This is a genomic window from Citrobacter sp. RHBSTW-01044, from assembly GCF_013781945.1.
Taxonomy (GTDB): Bacteria; Pseudomonadota; Gammaproteobacteria; order Enterobacterales; family Enterobacteriaceae; genus Citrobacter; species Citrobacter braakii.
On sequence record NZ_CP056180.1, the window covers coordinates 3,141,555 to 3,161,194 of the forward strand.

Annotated in this window: 16 protein-coding genes; 6 read left to right on the plus strand and 10 right to left on the minus strand. The window is 52.1% G+C overall.

Annotated elements, in window-relative coordinates:
• Positions 1–23: 23 nt before the first annotated feature.
• Positions 24–872: a MurR/RpiR family transcriptional regulator gene (locus tag HV352_RS15305; protein WP_016156113.1), complete on the minus strand. Its 849-nt coding sequence runs from the start codon at positions 870–872 to the stop codon at positions 24–26.
• A 121-nt stretch (positions 873–993) separates the two neighbouring features.
• Here HV352_RS15305 and HV352_RS15310 point away from each other — a divergent pair, with 121 nt between their 5' ends.
• Genes HV352_RS15310 through HV352_RS15330 form a run of 5 tightly spaced genes read left to right on the plus strand, consistent with a single transcriptional unit; the run spans position 994 to position 4,802 of the window.
• Positions 994–1,269, plus strand: coding sequence for a PTS sugar transporter subunit IIB (locus HV352_RS15310; protein WP_016152439.1), 276 nt, complete (start codon positions 994–996; stop codon positions 1,267–1,269).
• A 16-nt stretch (positions 1,270–1,285) separates the two neighbouring features.
• Positions 1,286–2,551 (plus strand): PTS ascorbate transporter subunit IIC, encoded by a 1,266-nt coding sequence (locus HV352_RS15315; RefSeq protein ID WP_016156112.1) that lies wholly within the window; start codon positions 1,286–1,288, stop codon positions 2,549–2,551.
• A gap of 12 nt (positions 2,552–2,563) precedes the next feature.
• A complete protein-coding gene (locus HV352_RS15320) occupies positions 2,564–3,361 on the plus strand; it encodes a transketolase (RefSeq protein WP_016156111.1) in 798 nt (265 codons plus the stop codon).
• Positions 3,361–4,272, plus strand: a complete 912-nt coding sequence (locus tag HV352_RS15325) for a transketolase C-terminal domain-containing protein (protein ID WP_103283675.1) — start codon at positions 3,361–3,363, stop codon at positions 4,270–4,272. Before HV352_RS15320 ends, HV352_RS15325 begins: the two co-directional genes overlap by 1 nt.
• A gap of 53 nt (positions 4,273–4,325) precedes the next feature.
• Positions 4,326–4,802: a PTS sugar transporter subunit IIA gene (locus HV352_RS15330; protein ID WP_046274696.1), complete on the plus strand. Its 477-nt coding sequence runs from the start codon at positions 4,326–4,328 to the stop codon at positions 4,800–4,802.
• Between the two features lie 45 nt (positions 4,803–4,847).
• On the opposite strand, the gene HV352_RS15335 is transcribed toward HV352_RS15330, so the two are convergent.
• Complete coding sequence (locus HV352_RS15335) at positions 4,848–5,996, minus strand: MFS transporter (RefSeq protein WP_019076392.1); 1,149 nt, start codon at positions 5,994–5,996, stop codon at positions 4,848–4,850.
• A gap of 385 nt (positions 5,997–6,381) precedes the next feature.
• Between HV352_RS15335 and ycaC the strand changes: the two genes are divergently transcribed.
• Positions 6,382–7,008, plus strand: a complete 627-nt coding sequence (gene ycaC, locus HV352_RS15340; RefSeq protein WP_016152433.1) for an isochorismate family cysteine hydrolase YcaC — start codon at positions 6,382–6,384, stop codon at positions 7,006–7,008.
• Positions 7,009–7,037: 29 nt separating this feature from the next.
• Here ycaC and HV352_RS15345 read toward each other — a convergent pair whose 3' ends face one another.
• From HV352_RS15345 to lrp, 8 genes are all read right to left on the minus strand, one after another.
• Complete coding sequence (locus HV352_RS15345) at positions 7,038–7,901, minus strand: dimethyl sulfoxide reductase anchor subunit family protein (RefSeq protein WP_016152432.1); 864 nt, start codon at positions 7,899–7,901, stop codon at positions 7,038–7,040.
• A gap of 1 nt (position 7,902) precedes the next feature.
• Positions 7,903–8,520, minus strand: coding sequence for a DMSO/selenate family reductase complex B subunit (locus tag HV352_RS15350; RefSeq protein WP_003035741.1), 618 nt, complete (start codon positions 8,518–8,520; stop codon positions 7,903–7,905).
• A 10-nt stretch (positions 8,521–8,530) separates the two neighbouring features.
• Entirely contained in the window at positions 8,531–10,975 is a 2,445-nt protein-coding gene (dmsA, locus tag HV352_RS15355) for a dimethylsulfoxide reductase subunit A (protein ID WP_049269642.1), read from the minus strand.
• A gap of 236 nt (positions 10,976–11,211) precedes the next feature.
• Positions 11,212–12,504, minus strand: coding sequence for a serine--tRNA ligase (gene serS / locus HV352_RS15360; RefSeq protein WP_049043013.1), 1,293 nt, complete (start codon positions 12,502–12,504; stop codon positions 11,212–11,214).
• Between the two features lie 92 nt (positions 12,505–12,596).
• A complete protein-coding gene (gene rarA, locus HV352_RS15365) occupies positions 12,597–13,940 on the minus strand; it encodes a replication-associated recombination protein RarA (protein WP_016152429.1) in 1,344 nt (447 codons plus the stop codon).
• A gap of 10 nt (positions 13,941–13,950) precedes the next feature.
• Positions 13,951–14,562 carry an outer membrane lipoprotein chaperone LolA gene (lolA, locus tag HV352_RS15370; RefSeq protein WP_003831898.1) on the minus strand — a complete coding sequence of 204 codons (612 nt, stop codon included), beginning with the start codon at positions 14,560–14,562 and terminating at the stop codon, positions 13,951–13,953.
• A gap of 111 nt (positions 14,563–14,673) precedes the next feature.
• Positions 14,674–18,549 carry a DNA translocase FtsK gene (gene ftsK / locus HV352_RS15375; protein ID WP_181634848.1) on the minus strand — a complete coding sequence of 1,292 codons (3,876 nt, stop codon included), beginning with the start codon at positions 18,547–18,549 and terminating at the stop codon, positions 14,674–14,676.
• Positions 18,550–18,683: 134 nt separating this feature from the next.
• The gene (lrp, locus tag HV352_RS15380; RefSeq protein ID WP_002439523.1) at positions 18,684–19,178 is read right to left on the minus strand and encodes a leucine-responsive transcriptional regulator Lrp; all 495 of its coding nucleotides are present in this window, start codon (positions 19,176–19,178) and stop codon (positions 18,684–18,686) included.
• Positions 19,179–19,640: the final 462 nt, after the last annotated feature.

Genomic DNA, 19,640 nt, shown 5'->3' on the forward strand with positions numbered 1-19,640 from the left:
AGCGCGACGCCAACGTTCGATGCCTACGACATAAAATATTCTGAAAGTTTATTGGTCACGCTTTCAATAGAGAAAATACGTTTCTGGTGTGCTTTACGACACTGCACGTAACGCTCATCCTGCTCTTCCAGAGCACTGAGTATGCGATCTGCCACCATCATCGCACCAGCAATTTCAGCAAAACCAGACTCACCTTCCCCCTGTAACGCAACCGCCGCCTGCAAATTCCAGTCAGAAAGCCGATTTAATGGCGCAAACGATCCGCGAGTTAACGAGAGAATTTTTATGCCTTGTTCCTTCGCTAGCGTCAGCGACTGCATCATATCGGTAGAGACTTGTTCTGTATGAATAACGATAATCCCTGTTTTTTGGCTGTCCGCCAACGGAGAGATAGCCGCCGGATAAAATCGGTCGATATAACTGGCTATTTTCCCCATCTGCACCAGATTGATTTGCAGGAATAACGCCACTGGCACCGCAGTACCTACCGCATAAATTGCAATATTACTGAGCTGATTTAACCAGGTCGCAACCGCCTGCAACTCTTTGCTGTCAATGATGGCATTGCTGTCACAAACGCTTGCCAGTACCGCCGCCGTCTCCTCACTTCCTCCATCATTCGGCCGTGCAGCTCCTTGCTCCAGTGCAAGAGCCGTTCTGAAATCAGAAAACCCCTTAAAACCAAAGGCACGGCAAAAACGAGTGATACTCCCCTCACTGGTATCAATAGAATCGGCCAGCTCGGTTATCGTATGCCGCATCACAAAATCAGGATTTTCAGTGATAAAACGCCCTACCTTTTCCAGGATCGGACTCAGCTCTGAAGCCCCATTTCTTATGTTAATCAATAAATTAGTATCTATCTGACTCATTTTTCGCCTTTTTGCACAAAATGCAAATGCTGTCACATACTTTGCCCGGCTTTGCGATAATAATTTTTATCGCACCAATGATAATTAAAAATAATTATTTTTACAAACAGGAGAACGTCTAATGAAAGGTCTGATCGTCTGTCGTACCGGTATGGGCAGTTCGCTAATGCTGAAAATCAAAGCCCAAAAAGTCATCGATAAACATGGCTGGGATATCGATCTTGAACACGATGTCCTGTCAGGGCTACGAACCTGGCAAAACATCGACTTCGTGATCACCATGAGCGACCTGACCGATGAGGTAGAAGCCGCCGGGTTCAGAGCAATCGGTATCACCGATCTGATGAACAGCGAAGAAATGGAATCTGCGCTCACCAGCGTTGTTCAAAACAACTAACCTCTCCGGGGGAAATATGGATCTCCTAAAGTTCATTGTATTCGACATTTTGGGTGTAACCCCACTTTTAGTTGGCTTTATTGCGCTAATTGGTTTGCTTATCCAGCGTAAACCCATCGAAAAAGTGCTTTCAGGTACCTTTAAAACCATCGTCGGATTTCTGGTATTTGCCGGCGGAGCAGGGATTGCGGTGACATCCTTAGGTAATTTTCAGACCTTATTCAGCGATGGATTCGGTCTGAAAGGTGTGATGCCGTTAGCCGAAGCGTTAACTGGGCTGGCACAGACCAAGTTTGCCATGTGCGTTTCACTCATCATGGTCGTTGGTTTCGGCTGGAACTTGTTTTTTGCCCGCGTAACGCCGTTCAAATACATCTTCCTGACGGGTCAACATAATCTGTATCTGTCTGCCCTCTTAACCGTTACGCTTAAGGCGCTTGGCTACAGCGATGTAACAACAATTATCGTCGGCTCCATACTGCTGGGGCTTGCGGCCTGTGTCTATCCAGCTATCGCTCAGCCGTGGATGCGTAAGATTACCGGTAATGATGAAATTGCGATGGGTCATTACGTTACTCTGGCCTACGCGCTATCGGGATGGATCGGTTCGAAAGTGGGCGATCCTAAGCAGTCAACAGAAAAGCTAAATCTTCCCGGATGGTTGGGGATTTTTAAAGACTACATTGTCTCCGTGTCCATCTCTGTCAGTATTTTCTATTACATCGCGGCGCTTGCCGCAGGCGAAGAAGCGGTAACGGCCGCCGCCGGTGGAATGCATTGGCTGGTTTATCCTCTATTCCAGTCACTCACGTTTACCGCATCGCTTTATATCATCATCACCGGAGTTCGCTTGCTGTTGTCAGAAATAGTCCCGGCATTTCTGGGCATCTCTGAAAAATTTATCCCGAACGCCAAACCCGCACTGGATTGTCCAGTCGTCTTTCCGTATGCCCCAACCGCCACCGTTTTAGGTTTCATCTCTTCCTTTGTGGGTGGATTGGTGGTTATGGGGGTACTCGCATCAATTGGGCAAACGGTCATTATCCCCGTCGCCATCCCCTACTTCTTCATTGGTGCTACCGCCGCCGTCTTCGGTAATGCGTCAGGAGGCTGGAAAGGGGCCATCGCCGGTAGCTTTGTCACTGGCATATTAATTGGTATTGGCCCGGCACTCATCTATCCCATCATGGAATCGGTGGGATTGTCCGGTACTAGCTTCCCGGAGACAGATTTTGTTGCCCTCGGCTTAGTGGTTTATTACATCGGCAAAATGTTGCCCTGATAAGGAATGAACATGAATATTGACGAATTAAAATCCCATGCGCTGGCTGCTCGCCGGGATATTGTCACCATGATTTATGAATCAGGCATTGGCCATCCTGGCGGTGCATTGTCCATCATCGACATTCTGACCTGGATTTACGATCAAGAGGTGGACTTCTCCTGCGCCCCTCGCGCTCGCGTGGTCATGAGCAAAGGTCATGCGGTTGCTGCTCAGTACGCCATGCTGCATCAAAAAGGCAAAATTGAGCGCAGCGAATTTAATACTTTTCGACAAATTAACTCACGTTTACAGGGACACCCTAGCATCAAATCTCTTCCCGAAGTCGATGCAACAACCGGCCTGCTGGGCCAGGGATTATCCATTGCCTTTGGTATGGCGGCGGCCAAAAAACAGCGGGGGGAATCACAGCGCGTTTTCGCCATCATTGGCGATGGCGAAATGCACGAAGGGCAAATCTGGGAAACGCTACAACAGGCAGGCCATATGAAGATGGATAACCTGGTGGCGATTATTGACTACAACGGTTTTTCCTCCCACGACCCCGTTAATCAGGTGGTGAATCTGGAACCTCTGGCCGACAAAGTGCGTCTTTTCGGCTGGCACGTACTCGAACTCCATAACGGTAACGATATGCATCAGGTTGCCGACACGCTGATGCTTTCACGCCATCTGAAAGGAAAACCTGTCGCCATTATTGCGCATACCACCAAAGGCAGTGGAGTTAGCTATATGGAAAATAACGGTGACTGGCATTCAAAAACCCCAACCACCGAACAATATCAGCAGGCTATGGAGGAGTTGCAGTGATGAAAGCCCCACGTGATGAAATTGGTAACGCACTCATTGCCCTGAAAAAAAAGGGCTATCCCATTGTCGCCATTGATAGTGATTTAGCCAGCTCCACCCGCACTGACCAGTTCCAGGCCGTCTATCCAGACGCTTTCTTTGAAATGGGTATTGCGGAAGGATCGGCAATGAGCTTTGCCACTGGCCAGGCGTTGGAAGGAAATATTCCGTTCTACGTTAACTTTGCGATGTTTGTGACAGGCACCGCCTGGACTCAACTGCGCCAGGCGTGCTACGCCAAAGCTAACATTAAATTAGTTGGTAGCCACCCAGGAATGGATGATGGACCTGACGGCGCATCGCATCATGCGCTGGAAGATCTGGCCCTGACGCGCGTACTGCCGGGGCTCACAATTCTAACACCTGCCGACGCTGAAGAAGTTGAGGCCGCATTTGAACAGGCAGTAAACATTCCCGGTCCGGTCTATATTCGCGTAGCCCGAGAACCGATGCCCGTGCGCGATAAATCTACCGTTCCGCGAGTGACCGATATCGCCGCCGTGGAGGACTCAGGCAATGACTTCGCCATTCTCTATGAAGGGACCGTTCTGGAGCAGGCAAGCGCAGGTTATGTGCAGCTGTGCGCCCAGGGAAAACGTGGCAAGCTGATTCACGTCGCCATGCTAAAACCGTTTAACCGCCAGCGCTTTCTGCAACTGATTGCCAACTGCCCGCAGATCGCAACGATTGAAAATCACACGATCATCGGTGGGCTTGGCGGACAGGTTGCTGAAGTATTGGCGGAGGAAGGATTAACCACGAGATTAATCCGACTGGGGACACAAGATACGTTTACGGAATCAGGCAATAGCCGCCAGTTGAAAGAGAAATACGGTATTTCGGCGACCGCACTCTTTGAAGCCCTGAGATAGTTCGGGTTGGCAGACCGCAATGCGGTCTGCTGCTCTGAAATAAGGAGAACACAATGACATCTGCGCTATTTTCTGCCTGTCAGTTTCGTGAACAATGCCGATCCTGGCAGGAGGCCGTGACGCTGGCTTGCCAGCCTCTGGAAGAACTGGGCGCGATTACGTCCGCCTACGCACAGGCAATCATCCGTGAAACAGAACAACTGGGTCCGTGGTACATCTTAAGCCCTGAGTTTGCCCTGCCGCACGCTCGTCCGGAAGAAGGAGTGATAAGCAGTGAGACACATTTGTCGCTCTTGTGTCTGAAAGAGGCGGTGCCTTTTCCTGGGCATCCAGATGTGCGGTTAATTATTGTCCTGGCGGCTGCCAGCAGCACCCGACATATTGAAATGATTCAAAAACTGGTTTGCTGGCTGGATGAAGGGGAGCATTTACAACAGCTGACGAGTATGACCAGTCAGGCGCAGCTTCACTGCACGCTGAAAGCATGCGAATACCTCGCAACTTCCGGCATACCCGCAATGGGAAAATGAGTCACGGTATGCAAACATTTTGCCTTGCATACCGTCTGGCGCGCTTTATACGTGAGCCACCGGAGTCGGCGTATGTCTGGCGCTACGCAACAACATCAGCAGATAAATAAACGATACGCTGGCAATCATAATGAATAATAGATTATCGGAATAATTCTGCATCAGCATTGCGGTGAATGAAGGACCCAGCAGGCTGCCAACGGTATAGCTTAATAACAATGCCTGATTCATGGCGACCAGCTGATGATGTTCAACCTTTTCACAGGCCCAGGCCATCGCCACCGGATAGAGGGTAAAACCTGCCGCACCCAACATAAACAACGCAGGCGCCATCGCCGCCTGATTCAGCATGGCGATACTTCCGACGATAACCACGAAGACCTGGACGCGTAAAACCAGCAGGCGTCCCAGCTTGTCTGCCAGGCGGCCAATCGGCCATTGCCCCAGAATACCGGCGCTAACCAGAACCGCCATCCAGAAACCAATGCTGGCGTTGCTCACCCCTTGATGGTTGAGATACAGCGGCATCAGCCCATACAAAGACCCCAGCACAATCCCGGAAATAATACAGCCGTTAACGCCCAGACGCGCCTGACGCAGCCTCAGCATGGAGGTAATAGGAGTAGACTGCTGTTCATCACCCTGCTGATTGGCAATGCGCGTAAAGAGCAATGGCAAAACGCCAGCCAGGATCGTACCCGTCACCCACGGCAGGACGTTCATCAATTCTGTTGATACTTTACTGACCAGTAGCTGGCCTAAAAACGTCCCCACGTAATAGATCATCATATAGGCGGCAAGCAAGCGTCCGCGATTACGCGAATTCCCGCTGCACATCAGCGCACTTTCCACTACCACCCAAATCATGGCGCAGCCAACACCGGCGATAAAACGCCAGGTCATCCAGCTCCAGAACCCCACCATAACCCCCAGGCCGATACAGCCCGCGGCAAAAATAAGCGAGGCAATGTAATAGCTGCGATTAAAACCAAGGTGTTTTATTAAATACCCGGTCAGCAACGTCCCTACCAGATTGCCGGTAAAGTAGGAAGAACTCACCACACCTACCTGCCAGGTTGGCAGATTTTCATGGGCGAGCCAAAGCGGGACGAGCGTGTTTAACACGGCGATCGCCAGGGTCAGCAGAAGCAGCCCGCACAGCAACAGCATGACGGGACGGGTATAGATGGACATGAATAAAAACCGTGAGGAAGTTCAAATTTCATGCGCATCATGCCACTGCCAAAAACATTGTCAATCGGCGCAATCAAAGGGCTGAGGCGCTTTCCGGACGATCGATTTGCATTACTGATTCTTAATGTGAATAGATAAAAAACACAAAAACACATCTGCTTGTTTTTATTGATCTAAAACAAAAATCTCGCGTTGCGTTCAGTCGAAAAATTTCATGGACTCCCCTTACTTTTATTTCTTACTAAACTCTATGCGGGATGCAGATCTGCATTGTCTTCAAAATAGAACAGTGAGTTCTTATTTAGGTATCTAATCCATATATCGTTCTTTCTGTAGACTTAAACTCATCAAATTTCCCCCACTGATGCTGAACAGGAGAAATATCATGACTAAACCTTACGTAAGACTTGATAAAGATAATGCGGCAGTACTGCTGGTCGACCATCAGGCTGGCCTGCTCTCTTTGGTTCGGGATATCGATCCCGATAAATTTAAAAACAACGTGCTTGCCCTCGGCGACTTAGCAAAATACTTCAAACTCCCAACCATTCTGACAACCAGTTTCGAGACAGGACCAAACGGGCCACTGGTACCGGAACTGAAAGCTCAATTTCCCGATGCGCCTTATATTGCTCGCCCCGGAAACATTAACGCGTGGGATAACGAAGATTTCGTGAAAGCAGTGAAAGCGACCGGTAAAAAACAGCTGATTATTGCCGGTGTCGTGACGGAAGTTTGCGTTGCTTTCCCTGCGCTCTCGGCTATTGAAGAAGGTTTTGATGTCTTTGTCGTAACCGATGCGTCGGGTACATTTAATGAAATTACTCGCCATTCAGCATGGGATCGGATGTCCCAGGCCGGTGCTCAACTGATGACGTGGTTTGGTGTCGCATGTGAGTTGCATCGCGACTGGCGCAACGATATCGAAGGTCTGGCAACGCTGTTCTCTAATCACATTCCTGATTATCGCAATCTGATGACCAGCTACGACACGTTAACTAAACAGAAGTAAAAAACCGGGGCTATGCCCCGGTTTGTCATTTAGCTGGCAACCGCCATACCGACGGTCATATGCAGCCCGTAGAACACGCCACGACCAATCAACTCGCCGACTAACAGCAGAATAAACGCGACGGAAAGCAGCGGAACTGCAGGCTGGTAGCCTTTCACTTGCGGTACAATCCAACAGCACAACGCTAATGCCAGAGCGACAATCCGCCACGCCATCAGCGAGCCGTAATCTGGAACCAGCGCAGACGCCTGTTGAATGGAACTGTGGATCGTCGCCAGTTCAGCCCCCTGCATTACAGACATGATGGCGCTCACGACCAGAGCAAGCACTGAAATAGCCGGCAACAGGCGCATCGCCCAACCGTCCACGCCAGCAATTCTCAGCAACAGATATCCCAGCAGCGGACCGCCCATAAACATCGTCAGGAAGAAGCCCAGCGGCGTCCAGATGCTGTACCAGGTCGGCACAGTATCGATGGTGTTATACACGCGCACCATCATCCAGACAAAAACCACGCCCAGTACCATGGTGACAACTAACCACAGATTGCGTAATACGGGCGACATTTTTTTCAACGTTGCCAGCAGCCAGCCGATGCCGCCAACGGCAAAGAAGATTGAGCCGCTGGCAATTTCATTACTCAACGCAGAAGACCCTACACGATTGAGTGAGTTAAAGGCGCGCATCGGTGAGCCCAGGTGGAGCATAGAAGCAATAAAGCCAATGCCCATTAATACCCACAGCCCGAACATACAGGCAATCACGCGCTGCTGCGATTCAGGGCGTAAGTCCCCTTTCATCAACGCCAGCGCAAGAACGATAAAGCCACCAACTACACACTGTCCGAAGACAGTGAAGATCATCAGCGGCCATTCATGCCATCCACTTCCCATCTTACACCTCCTTCGGATTGGCCAGATAACCTGTAGTATCCCCGGTCGGACGGCTATTGGCGTTAGGTTTGATGACAATACTTGGTTTGGTAAAGTGCGCGCCCGGCAGTGGCGCTACCGCAGCCAAAGTACCATGTTTTTTGCGCAGCTCTTCAATCGGACCAAAATCCAGCGCACGCAGTGGGCAGGACTCCACGCAGATAGGTTTCTTGCCTTCAGCGACGCGCTCATGGCAGCCATCACATTTAGTCATATGCCCTTTTTCAGCATTGTACTGTGGCGCGCCGTAAGGACAGGCCATGTGGCAATACCGGCAGCCAATGCAAACATCTTCGTCGACAACGACAAAACCATCTTCACGTTTGTGCATCGCGCCGCTCGGACAAACCTTGGTACAGGCTGGATCTTCACAGTGGTTACACGCAATGGAGAGGTAATAAGCAAAGACGTTCTGATGCCAGACGCCGTTGTCCTCCTGCCAGTCGCCGCCTGCGTATTCATAAATGCGGCGGAAGCTGACTTCCGGGGTTAAATTTTTGAAATCTTTGCAGGCCAGTTCGCAGGTTTTGCAACCGGTGCAACGGCTGGAATCAATAAAAAATCCATACTGGGTTGTCATCGGTTACTCCTTACGCCTTTTCAACCTGAACAAGGTTCGTGTGTGACGGATTCCCCTTTGCGAGAGGAGACGGACGCTGGGTCGTCAGGACGTTAATACAACCGCCCTGATCCACGCGTTTTGCATCCGGGTCATACCAGGCCCCTTCGCCCAATGCCACCACGCCGGGCATCATACGTGGCGTCACTTTCGCCTCAATATGCACTTCACCACGATCGTTAAAGATACGTACCTTGTCGCCGTTGTTAATACCGCGTCGCTGCGCATCCATCGGGTTGATCCACATTTCCTGGCGGCAGGATGCTTTCAGGACATCGACGTTGCCATAGGTCGAGTGAACGCGAGACTTATAGTGGAAGCCGGTCAGCTGCAAAGGGAATTTCTCCACCAGCGGATCGTTTAAGCTTTCAAAGCCTGGGGTATAAATCGGTAGCGGATCAATTACATCACCTTCCGGCAGTTCCCAGGTTGCCGCGATCTCGGCAAGCTGCTGCGAATAAATTTCGATCTTACCTGACGGCGTGGTCAGCGGATTGGCTTTAGGATCCTCACGGAATGCCTTGTACGCCACATGATGTCCTTGCGGATCGCGCTGTTTAAAGATCCCTTGCTGACGGAATTCTTCAAATGTAGGCAGTTCAGGAATCGCTTTGCGCGACTGCTCATACAGATGGCGCATCCACTCTTCCTGAGTACGACCTTCTGTAAACTGCTGCTCAACGCCAAGGCGCTTCGCCAGCTCGCTGGTCATCTGGTAGATAGTCTTGCATTCGAAGCGTGGTTTGATCGCCTGATCGGTGAAAATCACATAGGACATGTTCCCGCATGAGGCATCCAGCGCAAAATCCATCTGTTCGGAGGCAGTGCAGTCCGGCAGCAAAATGTCTGCGTATTTCGCCGAGGAAGTCATATGACAGTCGATGACGACGATCATCTCGCACTTCTTCTCGTCCTGGAGGATTTCATGCGTGCGGTTAATATCAGAGTGTTGGTTAATCAGACAGTTACCGGCATAGTTCCAGATCATCTTAATAGGAACATCGAGCTTGTCTTTGCCGCGTACGCCGTCACGCAGGGCCGTCATCTCCGGGCCTCGCTCAATCGCGTCCGTCCACATGAACATCGAGATGCTGGTTTCAACAGGGTTTTCCAGCGTTGGCATACGCTCAAACGGCAAACTGTATGAGCCCTCACGCGCCCCGCTGTTGCCGCCGTTGATCCCAACGTTACCGGTCAGGATAGCGAGCATAGAAATGGCGCGGGTCGCTATTTCACCGTTAGCATGACGCTGCGGCCCCCACCCCTGGCTGATGTATGCCGGTTTAGCGCTACCTATTTCACGCGCCAGTTTGACGATACGTTCAGCGGGAATACCGGTAATCTGCGCCGCCCACTCCGGGGTCTTGGCAATGCCATCCTTACCCTGCCCAAGAATATACGCCTTATAGTGACCGTTCTTCGGTGCGTCGGCCGGTAAGGTTTTCTCGTCGTAACCCACGCAGTATTTGTCGAGGAACGGTTGGTCAACCATGTTTTCGGTGATCAGGACATACGCCAGACCATTGACCAGCGCCGCATCAGTACCAGGACGGATCGGGATCCATTCATCTTCACGCCCCGCACCGGTATCCGTATAACGGGGATCGATAATGATCATGCGGGCATTGGATTTCTGTCGCGCCTGTTCAAGGTAATAGGTTACCCCACCCCCGCTCATACGGGTTTCACCAGGGTTATTACCGAACAGAACCACCAGCTTGCTGTTTTCAATGTCGGACGGGCTGTTACCGTCAGCCCAGCCGCCGTAGGTATAGTTCAACCCGGCAGCGATTTGCGCTGAAGAGTAGTCACCGTAGTGGTTAAGGTAGCCGCCGCAGCAGTTCATCAACCGTGCCACCAGCGTTTTACCCGGCGGCCACGAGCGCGTCATAGTGCCACCCAGCGTACCGGTACCGTAGTTCAGGTAGATAGACTCATTGCCGTAGTCTTTGATAAGACGCTGCATATTGCTGGCAATGATGTCGTAGGCTTCATCCCAACTGATGCGCTCAAATTTTCCTTCGCCACGCTTACCAACGCGTTTCATCGGGTATTTCAGACGATCGGGATTATAGACTCGGCGACGCATGGAACGACCACGCAGACAGGCGCGTACCTGGTGCAGACCGTCATAGTTGTCATCGCCGGTGTTGTCGGTTTCGACATACTTTATTTCACCGTCGACCACATGCATACGCAGCGGGCAGCGGCTGCCGCAGTTCACCGTACACGCGCTCCAGATCACTTTCTCATTAATCGGTGTCGGATTAAGGGCTTCTGCAGCATTTGCAATACGGGTAAATGGCAGGGTAAACGCGCTACTGGCCACCGCCAGTCCGCCTATCGCCGTCGTTTTCACCAAACCGCGGCGACTAACCTCAGCTGCCAGCACGGCATCGGGGATCTTAGTTTTCATAGTGGCTCACTCTGCTGCTCACAATAAACAAAATACAAATATTCGATGTATAGTTTTTTATATAACGTTAATATCGATATACGGGCTGGTAGAAACTGAATTTGCTAAAAGACAGAGAAAAATACTGACTTTCATTCGAAGTCAGTATTACCCCTATGGGAGTAGTCGTTATTGTCCGACGTCAAACGGGCATAAAAAAAGCGCCCTGAGGCGCTTTTTTAGCAGAGAAAGGTAACTTAACCGATGAATTCCAGGCCATTCATGTACGGACGTAATACTTCCGGAACCTGAATGCGGCCATCAGCCTGCTGATAGTTTTCCATTACCGCAACCAGCGTACGCCCAACCGCCAGACCGGAACCGTTCAGAGTATGCACTAAACGAGTCTTTTTGTCGGATTTGCTGCGGCAACGCGCCTGCATACGACGAGCCTGGAAATCCCACACGTTGGAGCAAGAGGAGATTTCGCGATAGGTGTTCTGCGCCGGGATCCACACTTCCAGATCGTAAGTTTTGCATGCGCCGAAGCCCATGTCGCCAGTGCACAGGATGATTTTGCGATACGGCAGACCCAGCAGTTGCAGGACCTTCTCGGCATGGCCGGTCATCTCTTCCAGCGCGTCCATCGACTCTTCCGGGCGAACAATCTGCACCATCTCAACTTTATCGAACTGGTGCATACGGATCAGACCACGCGTGTCACGACCGTAAGAACCTGCTTCAGAACGGAAGCACGGCGTATGCGCAGTCATTTTGATCGGCAGCGCATCTTCATCGATGATTTCGTCGCGCACCAGGTTGGTCAGCGGAACTTCTGCTGTTGGGATCAGCGCATAGTTGCTGCTGTCAGCTTCTTCATCCAGCGGACGGGTATGGAACAGATCGCCAGCGAATTTCGGCAGTTGGCCTGTACCGTACAGCGTGTCATGGTTAACCAGATACGGGACGTAGTTTTCGCTATAGCCATGCTGTTCAGTATGCAGATCCAGCATGAACTGAGACAGCGCACGGTGCATACGCGCAATCTGCCCTTTCATGACCACGAAACGAGAGCCGGTCAGCTTAACCGCAGCGGCGAAATCAAGACCCGTGTGCATTTCACCCAAGGTAACGTGATCGCGCACTTCGAAATCAAACTCACGCGGAGTACCCCAGCGGCTGACTTCGACGTTGTCATTTTCATCTTTACCCACCGGAACGTCGTCCGCTGGCAAGTTAGGAATAGTCAGCGCAATGTCGCGGATCTCGGCCTGTAAGGTATCAAGTTCAGCTTTCGCGGCATCCAGCTCTTCGCCCAGTTTGTTCACTTCCAGACGTAAAGACTCGATATCTTCCCCGCGCGCTTTTGCCTGGCCGATGGATTTCGATCGCGAGTTACGCTCTGCCTGCAGGTTTTCAGTTTGTACCTGCAGAACTTTACGACGCTCTTCAAGAGCGCGCAGCTTATCTACATCCAGCTTAAAGCCCCGGCTTGCCAGTTTTTCTGCGACTGCGTCTGGCTCATTACGCAGCAGATTGGGATCGAGCATGCTTATCCTGTGCTTATCGAATTAAAATAGGAGAAAGTGACCACAGCCTGCGGTCACAGGGATACAGAGACAACATTACCGCAACGATAACACTAACGGTAGCGTTTTATAGGGCTATTTTGATCCTGTCCGGCGAGCCAGGCGAGCTTTTCGCCAATCTTGCCTTCAAGACCTCTGTTTGTGGGGCGATAATAGCGCGTTTGTGCCATTTCCTGCGGGAAGTACTCTTCTCCGGCGGCATAGGCATTAGGCTCATCATGGGCATAACGATACTCCTGACCGTAGCCCATCTCTTTCATCAGCTTAGTCGGCGCATTGCGCAGGTGAACCGGCACGTCGTAATCCGGACGTTCGCGGGCATCAGACAACGCGGCTTTAAAGGCGGTGTAAACCGCATTACTCTTCGGCGCACAGGCCAGATAAACAATCGCCTGAGCAATCGCGCGTTCGCCTTCCGCGGGTCCCACGCGGGTAAAACAGTCCCATGCGGAAATCGCCACCTGCATGGCGCGGGGATCGGCATTGCCGACATCTTCTGAGGCAATCGCCAGACAGCGACGGGCAACATACAGCGGATCGCCACCAGCGGTAATAATTCGCGCATACCAATAAAGCGCCGCATCTGGGGCGCTTCCACGTACCGACTTGTGTAATGCGGAGATGAGATCGTAAAAACGATCGCCTTTATTATCGAAACGCGCACTACGTTCACCGGCAATTTCGGTGAGCAATTCTGGTTTCAATACGCGCTTGCCGGAATCATCAACTTCGGCCATATCGGCCATCATTTCCAGCGTATTCAGCGCCCGCCGCGCGTCACCATTAACCAGTTCGGCAATAGCCCGACGCGTTTCTGGCGGCAGAACAATATCCTGGCCGCCATAACCACGCGCTTTGTCTGACATCGCCTGGTCCAGCACCTGTTCAATGTCGTCGGAAGTTAACGATTTCAGTAGATAAACGCGCGCACGCGACAACAGCGCCGAGTTGAGCTCAAACGAGGGGTTTTCAGTGGTGGCGCCAATAAACGTAATGGTACCGTCTTCGATATGCGGTAAAAACGCATCCTGTTGGCTTTTATTAAAACGGTGAACTTCGTCCACGAACAGGATCGTGCGTCGACCCGCGTTACGGTTCTGACGCGCACGCTCAATCGCTTCACGAATTTCTTTCACGCCAGACGTAACTGCCGAAATTCGTTCGACATCGGCGTTGGCGTAACGGGCAATAACTTCGGCAAGCGTCGTTTTCCCGGTCCCCGGCGGTCCCCATAAAATCATGGAGTGCAGATGCCCGGCCTCAATGGCGCGCGGCAAGGGTTTGCCCGCAGCCAGCAGATGCTGCTGGCCGATATACTGCGCTAAATTTTCTGGCCGCATACGCGCGGCCAGCGGCTGAAAAGTATTATCAGAAAAGTCGAGCGACAGATTGCTCACTCACACGCCTCTACTTACGTTGATCGTCAACCGTTACACCTTGCGGCGGGGTAAAGGTGAATTTAGAGGGTTCAATCGCACCATTCTGCTGAGATTTCAGCTGATAACTGCTGCGCTGATCGTCTTGTTCAACGGCGCTGAACTGGTGGATCGTCCCGTCACGCCCAACATTGATAGTAAACTGTTTAAGGTTACCGCTGCTGGTTTTTGGCGTCAGCACGAAATCATCGCCATTTTGCTTAATATTGTACTGCTGCCAGTCGCTGGCCTGGTTACGCGCAATCAGCATGAACGGCGTGTTGCCCGTGGCGTCTTTCAGCCATGTCGCAGTCGCCTGCTCAACAAACGGGTTAAAGAACCACAGCGTTTTACCATCGGAAACCAGGATGCTCTCGTCAGGCTGCGTCATATGCCAGTTAAACAGATTGGGACGTTTAACCCATAAGTCACCCTGACCTTCCTGCACCGCCGCACCGCTACCGTCCGTGACCTTCTGAGTAAAGCTGGCATGGAAGCTACTGACTTTATCCAGGCGGCTTTTCAGGTCGCTGGCAGCATCTGCCCAGACGCTGCTCACCACAAAGCTCGACAATAATGCACAGGTGATTGCGATTCTTTTCATCGTTATTCCTCAAAATACGTCACTCCCAACGGGGAGATCCCTCTGCTATCCATTTCAGGCCAAAAATCAGCATGAGGAAAGTAGAAAATACTGAATTACTTAACTTTGCAATCATTCGAAGGGCGGCGGAGCCAGCACTTCACGATTACCATTATGCCCTTGCTCGCTGACAATTCCCTGCGCTTCCATCTGTTCGATGATACGCGCCGCTCGGTTGTAACCGATACGGAACTGACGCTGGACGCCGGAGATTGAGGCTTTGCGTTTCTGGGTGACAAAGTTTACCGCCTGATCGAACAGCGGATCCAACTCTTCGCCACCATCAAAGCCGCCACCGCCGCCTTCGCTTTCGCTGTCAGACGTTATGCCGTCAACGTATTGTGGACGACCACGCGCTTTCCAGTCCTGAACCACAGCGTGAACTTCTTCATCACGTACAAAGGCGCCGTGTACACGCACAGGGATCGTTGAGTTTGGTGCGGAATACAGCATGTCACCCATACCCAACAGCGATTCCGCTCCGCCCTGGTCAAGGATGGTACGCGAGTCAATTTTACTGGACACGGTAAAGGCGATACGCGTTGGGATGTTCGCTTTAATCAGACCAGTAATAACGTCAACCGACGGTCGCTGGGTCGCCAGCACCAGGTGAATCCCCGCCGCACGCGCTTTTTGCGCCAGACGAGCAATCAGTTCTTCCACCTTTTTACCCACGGTCATCATCAGGTCGGCGAATTCATCCACCAGTACAACGATATACGGCAGTTTTTCCAGCACCGGATGCTGAACATCCATACTGTCGCCCGGCTTCCAGTACGGGTCCGGAATCGGACGCCCCATACGGGCGGCTTCAGCAATTTTTTCGTTATAACCGGCAAGGTTACGCACGCCAAGCGCCGACATCAGCTTGTAGCGACGTTCCATTTCATTGACGCTCCAGCGCAGGGCGTTGGCGGCATCTTTCATGTCGGTCACAACTTCAGTCAGCAAATGCGGAATGCCTTCATAAACCGACAGTTCCAGCATTTTCGGGTCAATCATGATAAAGCGAACGTCTTCCGGCTGCGCCTTGTATAACATGCTGAGGATCATGGCGTTCACCCCAACCGACTTACCGGAACCGGTTGTCCCTGCCACCAGCAAGTGCGGCATTTTCGCCAGATCGGCAACCACGGGTTCGCCCGCAATATCTTTACCCAGTACCACGGTCAGTGGAGATGAGTTATCACGGAATTTGGCGTTATCCAACACTTCGCGCAGATAAACGGTTTGACGTTTTTTGTTGGGTAACTCCAGCCCGACATACGGTTTGCCCGGAATGACCTCGACCACGCGTACCGCTGCGGTCGACAATGAACGCGCCAGATCTCGCGACAGGTTGGAAATACGCGCCGCTTTAACCCCTGGAGCAAGATTAAGCTCAAAGCGAGTAATAACCGGACCAGGTGAGTAGTTCACTACATCAGCTTTAATGCGGAAGTCCGCCAGACGAGCCTCCACCAGACGAGCCATTTGCTCCAGAGCGAAAGTATCTATCGGCTCAACCTCACTCGGCGGCGGCGTGAGCAGATCCAACGATGGCAGCGGCGTACTTGGACGGTGCGCCGGACGACTGTCGCCATTACGCATCAGGAGCGGATGGATCAGACTATCCTGCGGCGGCGGTGTAACAGGCTGCGCCGGCTGCTGATAATGCTGCTGCGGTGCGACTGGCTGCGCTGGCTGCTGATAATGCTGCTGTGGTGCGACAGGCTGCGCCGGTTGCTGGTAATGCTGTTGTGGTGCGACAGGCTGCGCTGGCTGCTGGTAATGCTGCTGCGGTGCGACTGGCTGCGCTGGCTGCTGGTAATGCTGCTGCGGTGCGACAGGCTGCTGGTACTGCGGCGCAGGCTCCGGCATTACGCCTGGAGTAAATAGCGGCTCATGTGGACCATCATCCACCAGCGTTTTCATTGGCGAAAATTCAAAGTCATCAAGCGAGAACGGATTCGCTCCGGCAGGCTGTTCACCGGAATAGCGCTGCTGCTGGGAAGAGGCAAACTGGCGTGCCAGTTCTGCTTCTGCGGCTGAATCATCATCAGTCTGACTGGCATCATCCTGATACTCGTCGCCATAGCGGTGCTGCTGCGACTGGGCGAACTGACGCGCCAGCTCATCTTGCTGCATTGCGTCAATTTCTTCGTCACTGTACGCATCTGTATCAAGATGCTCTTCGCGCGCTTTCTCTTCAGCCATACGTTGTGACGGCAGTTTTATGCCATACGACGCCAGCTCCCGACGAGTAGGCACGCGCACACGATTCGGACGCGGTAACTGCGGACCAATCCCCTCTTTCACCTGTGGACGCGGCGCACCGCTACCCGCAAGACTAAAGACAGGTGCTGCGGCAGCCGCACCCGCCCCTAAAGCGGCGTTTTTCACCCCGGCGGCCAGCGGCGCAACGGCAGCAACTGACTCAACGGGCGGTATGGATGCTGCCGTCGGCATAGACGGCTTAACACGTTCAGGCTCCTGAGCAGGCTCTGGAATCGGCTGATACCAGGCAGCCAGTTGCTCGCGCTCACGTGCACGTTTCTCTTCAACTTCTTCAAAATAGTAGAGTGGGGGACGAGTCGGTTTAGCCTCTTCAACCACCGGCTCAGGTTCCACTACAGGCGGTTGTTCAACCGCAGGCTGCTGGAACGCGGCGTTTTGTTGAAAGGTTGATTCCGGCTGATAAACAGGTTCCGGCTGCCAGTTGTGCTCCGCGGTAAATTCCTGCGGCTGCGGACTTTCCTCCACAACCGGCTGCTGCCATGGTTCATACTGCTGCTGCACCGGTGGCTGTGCGTAGTGGGCTGGCTGAGGATACCCCTCAGGTGCTGGCGCAATCACCGCATCACCGGTTTGCGGACCAGGCACGGCTTGCCAGGCTACGGCTGGGGCCGGTTGTTCCATAACAGTATTGGTCACTGGCGATGTTTGCAGCAGCGGATCAACCGGTGCGCTCCAGGCCTGAGCTGCCGTTGTCGCTGCCGCTGCGGCGGCAACTGGCTCTGTCACCGAATGGCCATTCAGCAGTGGGTCAAGTTCGTCATATTCAGGCAGCGTCGCACGATTACCGGAGAACAGCACATCGTTAGGATCGGCAACAACGCCACGAGCGCTGTATTCAATTTCGTCTTCATCATCCATGCGTTTGCCGGAAAACAGCGCAGCATCAGTATGACGGCCAAGCGGGTTGGTAAATTTCTCCGCCAGACGCTTACGGCGCGCTAACGCACCGCGCAGAATACGCGCCCGACGCGATTCATGAGGTTTGCCATCAGCGGCGTCGAAAGACTCATCTTCATCTTCATATTCTTCGTCATCGACCCAGGTATCGTCGCGGCGGGTACGGTTGCTGGCAAACGTCAGGATATTGAGTAACCAGCCACCCAGTTTTTCCGCAATGCTCACCCATGACCAGCCGGTAAACAGCGTTAATCCCGCAGCCCAAATGCACAATAGCGTCAGCGTACCGCCGCTACTGTGCAGTAATGGTTGCAACGTGGTGCTGAGCAGGCTGCCGATCACGCCGCCAGAGGCGAAATACCAAATGTCATCGGCATTGATTGCGGCAAGCCCGCAGGAGGTAAGGATCAGCGCCAGAACGCCAATAATACGCAGCGAAACGGCAAAATAATCGACGTATTCGTCGCTGGCCTGGTGTCGCCATGCAAACCAGCAGCCGCCGACAATGATGACGGGAATGGTGTAGGCCATGACGCCAAAAATAAAGAACAGTGTGTCTGCCAGCCATGCTCCGGGTATTCCCCCCAGATTATGGATAGGTTCGTGCCACGCGGTTTGCGACCAACTGGGATCCGAAGGGTTAAAGCTGAGTAAGGCAGCCATCAACCAGACGGCAAAAAGGGCAATAAGGATCAGTAGCGCTTCCAGGAGTCGGCGCCCGCTGCTTAACTTCGTCAATGTGACGTCTTTGTCTTCAGTGTATTCCTGGCTCAAAAACGGCTCTCCAGGTTTCAGGCTTTTCCTGCCCGATGCTAAAACGGACAACAGCACCGGGTTGCCCCGGCACTGTTGCTGTATGGATTAACAGGAGTGTAATCAAACTGCGTCGATTTTGCACCTGTTCCGTGTTAGCGCGTCTTAATTACCAGACGATTGCTCTGTTTGACTTCTTCCATTACGACATAAGTACGTGTGTCATTCACGCCAGGCAGACGCAGCAGGGTTTCCCCCAACAGCTTACGGTACGCCGACATATCCGGTACGCGTGTTTTCAACAAATAGTCGAAATCACCGGAAACCAAATGACACTCTTGAATTTCTTCAAGTTTTTGTACTGCAGAGTTAAATTGCTCAAACACATCCGGGGCGCCACGATTCAGAGTAATCTCAACAAAAACCAGAAGTGATGCATCCAGATAATGCGGGTTTAACAGCGCTGTATAGCCCTGAATAAAACCCTGTCTTTCCAACCGACGCACACGCTCAAGGCAGGGCGTTGGTGAAAGTCCCACACGTTTAGAAAGCTCGACGTTAGAAATACGCCCATCCTTTTGCAGCTCATTAAGAATGTTACGATCGATACGGTCGAGATCTTTGCCAGGGCGCTTCTTACTATCTACCATTATTATTGTCTCTCTGTATTCCTTCCCTACTCCTGCCTGACTCTACCAACATCACTGTTCAGAGTCGCTACCCATCAAAATAAACCGCAACCCAGAGGGATTTTCGGTTTGTAATGCCTGGGCTTATGGTGAGAAGACCGTTGCCTGTCGGCGGCTATCGACATCACGAATGGCATCTGTCCACACCATGCGTAGATTTCGCTAACACGGTAAACATGGTATCTACATGCATGATTATGCAGCACATACATGACACATTTTTTTTCTTCCTTGACTGTTTTCGCAAAACAGCAGGTGATTGTCAAAGTAAAACATCGATTTTTAGTACAACATGCCAGTTATTCATTCGCAGTGATGGAAAATCGTCATTTTATCACCTTATAACTGACCGATTTTTAGTAGAAATCGTTATAGTATTACGACTTATTCCCCCGCTCATCGGTTTCTGCTATTACACATATT